Origin of the sequence: Bifidobacterium sp., from assembly GCF_050874245.1 — a bacterium.
Taxonomy (GTDB): Bacteria; Actinomycetota; Actinomycetes; order Actinomycetales; family Bifidobacteriaceae; genus Bifidobacterium.
The window spans coordinates 1-4,697 of the sequence record NZ_JBNMKH010000108.1 but is presented as its reverse complement, the minus strand read 5'-3'; the positions used below and the strand labels follow the sequence as shown (position 1 = coordinate 4,697).

Annotated in this window: 2 protein-coding genes; one reads left to right on the top strand and one right to left on the bottom strand. The window is 59.5% G+C overall.

What is annotated here, in order from left to right:
• Positions 1-41: 41 nt before the first annotated feature.
• Complete coding sequence (locus ACR0P8_RS08695) at positions 42-1,178, bottom strand: ROK family transcriptional regulator (protein WP_432624692.1); 1,137 nt, start codon at positions 1,176-1,178, stop codon at positions 42-44.
• A 401-nt stretch (positions 1,179-1,579) separates the two neighbouring features.
• Between ACR0P8_RS08695 and adhE the strand changes: the two genes are divergently transcribed.
• On the top strand, positions 1,580-4,312 hold the full coding sequence (adhE, locus tag ACR0P8_RS08690) for a bifunctional acetaldehyde-CoA/alcohol dehydrogenase (RefSeq protein ID WP_432624691.1): 2,733 nt from the start codon (positions 1,580-1,582) through the stop codon (positions 4,310-4,312).
• Positions 4,313-4,697 lie beyond the last annotated feature (385 nt).

Below are 4,697 nucleotides of genomic sequence, written 5' to 3'. Positions count from 1 at the left end.
GGGGGGCCACGCCCCTGTTTTTGCATGTCGCGCGGACCGCGTCAGATTTCCGTGTTGCAGATATCGGCCACGTAGGATTGCACGAATCGCAATGCCGCGCCGATGATGTTCTGGTCCTCCACGCACAGGCTCTTGCGCAGAACGAAGTGCGTGTCATGGAACGCGCTTTTCTCCTCGACCAGCGCCTTGAGATGGTCGATATCGTCCGGACCGAGGTAACGGGCCGCCTCTCCGCCGATGATGATGTCTCCGGCGAGCAGTGCGCGGACGTTGCTCACGGCCTGCGCCACGTTGGCCAGCCAGTGATCGAAGCGCTGCCGATGCCCGTGCTCGCCCTGCCTGAGCACGCTGAAGAATCCGGATAGGCTTTCGCCGTCCTCCAGCAGGGTTTCCGGTGAGCAGTAGGTATCCATGCAGCCGTACTGGCCGCAATAGCATTTGTTGCCGCCGGGGACGAGTGTCATATGCTCGATGACGCCGTTGCGCAGGTTGGGACCCTGATACAGCTGGCCGTCGATGATCACCGCGCCGCCGGGCCGCATCTCGAGGTACACGCAGACCGCGTCGCTGAGCGCGTGGTCGAGCCATAGTTCGGTCATGGCCGAAGCGTCGGAATCGTGGATCATGATGCTCGGATAGCGTACGTTCTGTGCGATGGTGCCCAGTTTGACGCCCGTGTTGCCCATGATGCTGCCGAAGCTGATGGTCGTTCCGTCGGCCGACACGATGCCTTGGATGGCGAACGCGACTCCTAGGATGCCGCTGCCGCCGCGCTCGATTTTCGCTGCGAAGTCGTTGATGACGTCGCCTATTTTCTGGTAGTACGCGTCGGTGTTGCGGTAGGGGAGCGCGGAGTGGTGTCGTGCGATGACATGCCCGTGCAAGTCGATCGCGCACAGGTTCAGCCCGTTGGCTCGCATGGCCACGCCGATGGCCGCCTTGCATCGCGATTCGAACACGAAGGTCTGCGCCTTTCTGCCGCCAGTGGATTCCAGTTGCTCGCCCTTTCCCACGAGACCCTCCTGCTCGAGCGCGCGCAGGTTCTGGGTGATGGTCGGCAGGCTGAGGCCAAGTTCCCTTTCCAGGACCTGTTTGGTGGCTGGGCCATTCGTGTACAGGTATCTGGTCAAAGCTCGTTTGTTGAGCTCCTTTACGGCCATGGTGGGAACGGCTCTCATGTCTGCTCCTTGACGGGTGTATGTTGCTTCTGTCGATTATACCTTTACAAAAGTATTTTTATGAAGTGTGCTGTCGATTGCAAGAAAAAGAAAATACTTTAAAAAAAGTTCTTTAGAAAACTGTGAAAACGATGTTCGATAAGTGGACGCAGAGTGAACAAAACACGTCAAAGAAGAGTTTGTGGCATGGAAAATGTTTGAAAAAATCGATGAAAAGAACAAAAAAAGATAAGAAGAGAACATGAATCACACGACACGACGAAGAATATGCAACGCCATTGTTCTCGAGTATATTGTGACTCAGGTCACAACATGACCAGCAACGTGCCGTCCGCCGCACAGGTGGTCGGAGATAACTGAAAAACCTTTGCAATTCCCCAAAGAATCGAGGAGGACTTCAAGTGGCAGACGCAAAGAAGAAGGAAGAGCCGGTCAAGCCGACTCCGGAAGAGAAGCTCGCCGCAGCCGAAGCTGAGGTCGACGCCCTGGTCAAGAAGGGTCTGAAGGCTCTTGACGAATTCGAAAAGCTCGATCAGAAGCAGGTCGACCACATCGTGGCCAAGGCTTCCGTCGCAGCTCTGAACAAGCACCTGGTGCTCGCCAAGATGGCCGTCGAGGAGACCCATCGTGGTCTGGTCGAGGACAAGGCCACCAAGAACATCTTCGCCTGCGAGCACGTCACCAACTATCTGGCCGGACAGAAGACCGTCGGCATCATCCGTGAGGACGACGTGCTGGGCATTGACGAGATCGCCGAACCGGTCGGCGTCGTTGCCGGCGTGACCCCTGTCACCAACCCGACCTCCACTGCCATCTTCAAGTCCCTGATCGCACTGAAGACCCGCTGCCCGATTATCTTCGGCTTCCACCCGGGTGCCCAGAACTGCTCCGTCGCGGCCGCCAAGATCGTGCGCGACGCCGCCATTGAGGCGGGCGCTCCTGAGAACTGTATCCAGTGGATCGAGCATCCGTCCATCGAAGCGACCGGCGCGCTGATGAAGCATGATGGCATCGCCACCATCCTCGCCACCGGCGGTCCGGGCATGGTCAAGGCCGCGTACTCCTCCGGCAAGCCCGCTTTGGGCGTTGGTGCCGGCAACGCTCCGGCGTACGTCGACAAGAACGTCGATGTCGTGCGTGCCGCCAACGACCTGATTCTTTCCAAGCACTTCGATTACGGCATGATCTGCGCCACCGAGCAGGCCATCATCGCCGACAAGGACATCTACGATCCGCTCGTCAAGGAGCTTAAGCGTCGCAAGGCCTACTTCGTGAACGACGAGGAGAAGGCCAAGCTTGAGCAGTACATGTTCGGCTGCACCGCCTATTCCGGACAGACCCCGAAGCTCAATTCCGTGGTGCCGGGCAAGTCCCCGCAGTACATCGCCAAGGCCGCTGGCTTCGAGATTCCGGAAGACGCCACCATCCTCGCCGCCGAGTGCAAGGAAGTCGGCGAGAACGAGCCGCTGACCATGGAGAAGCTTGCTCCGGTCCAGGCCGTGCTGAAGTCCGATAACAAGGAGCAGGGCTTCGAGATGTGCGAGGCCATGCTGAAGCATGGCGCCGGCCACACCGCCGCCATTCACACCAACAACCAGGACCTGGTCCGCGAATATGGCCAGCGCATGCACGCCTGCCGTATCATCTGGAACTCCCCGAGCTCCCTCGGCGGCGTGGGTGACATCTACAACGCCATCGCTCCGTCCCTGACCCTGGGCTGCGGCTCCTACGGCGGCAACTCCGTGTCCGGCAACGTCCAGGCAGTCAATCTTCTCAACATCAAGCGCATCGCTCGGAGGAACAACAACATGCAGTGGTTCAAGATTCCGGCCAAGACCTACTTCGAACCGAACGCCATCAAGTACCTGCGTGACATGTACGGCATCGAAAAGGCCGTCATCGTGTGCGACAAGGTGATGGAGCAGCTCGGCATCGTCGACAAGATCATCGACCAGCTGCGCGCCCGTTCCAACCGCGTGACCTTCCGCATCATCGACTATGTCGAGCCGGAGCCGAGCGTCGAGACCGTCGAGCGCGGCGCCGCCATGATGCGTGACGAGTTCGAGCCGGACACCATCATCGCCGTCGGCGGCGGCTCCCCGATGGACGCCTCCAAGATCATGTGGCTGCTGTACGAGCACCCGGAGATCTCCTTCTCCGATGTGCGCGAGAAGTTCTTCGATATCCGCAAGCGCGCATTCAAGATCCCGCCGCTGGGCAAGAAGGCCAAGCTGGTGTGCATCCCGACCTCTTCCGGCACCGGTTCCGAGGTCACGCCGTTCGCTGTGATCACCGACCACAAGACCGGCTACAAGTACCCGATCACCGATTACGCGCTGACCCCGTCCGTCGCCATCGTCGATCCGGTGCTGGCCCGCACTCAGCCGCGCAAGCTGGCCTCCGACGCCGGCTTCGATGCCCTGACCCACGCCTTCGAGGCCTATGTGTCCGTGTATGCCAACGACTTCACCGACGCCATGGCCCTGCATGCGGCCAAGTTGGTCTGGGACAACCTCGCCGAGTCCGTCAACGGCGAGCCGGGTGAGGAGAAGACCCGTGCACAGGAGAAGATGCACAACGCCGCCACCATGGCCGGCATGGCATTCGGCTCCGCCTTCCTCGGCATGTGCCACGGCATGGCCCACACCATCGGCGCGCTGTGCCACGTGGCCCACGGCCGCACCAACTCCATCCTGCTGCCGTACGTGATCCGCTACAACGGATCCGTTCCGGAGGAGCCGACCAGCTGGCCGAAGTACAGCAAGTACATCGCTCCGGAGCGCTACCAGGAGATCGCCAAGAACCTTGGCGTCAACCCGGGCAAGACTCCTGAGGAAGGTGTCGAGAACCTGGCCAAGGCCGTCGAGGACTACCGCGACAACAAGCTCGGCATGAACAAGAGCTTCCAGGAGTGCGGTGTGGATGAGGACTACTACTGGTCCATCATCGACCAGATCGGCATGCGCGCCTACGAAGATCAGTGCGCTCCGGCGAACCCGCGTATCCCGCAGATCGAGGATATGAAGGATATCGCCATCGCCGCCTACTACGGCGTCAGCCAGAAGGAAGGTCACCAGCTGCGCATCCAGCGTCAGGGCGAAGCCGCTACGGAGGAAGCCTCCGAACGCATCTGATTGCCGGATTGATGTGACACCTTATATATAGGACATATATAAGGAACCATGAGAGGGAGCCCGACGGGAAACCGCTGGGCTTCCTCTCGTTTTTTCAAGATAGGGGAAGGTGTGACAGTGTCCTTGCCGCGTCTTTCCCGGAGCTTGTTTTGATGCGGACTGGGGCGATGCGGATTGGGTGGCTCGCATGCGGACGGATATGGCCGAAACCGTTGGAAAATGCGCGACACGCGCGGATTTCAGTTGTTCACCCCTGATGCTTAGATAAAGAAGTTGCCTGATTTTAGGGCTCGCAAATTGTAATTCAAAAAGCGAGCGTGGCACAGGGAATCACTCCGGTGATGAACTGAATGGCCGCGCACTGATGTGGTATGGCCACGGGACT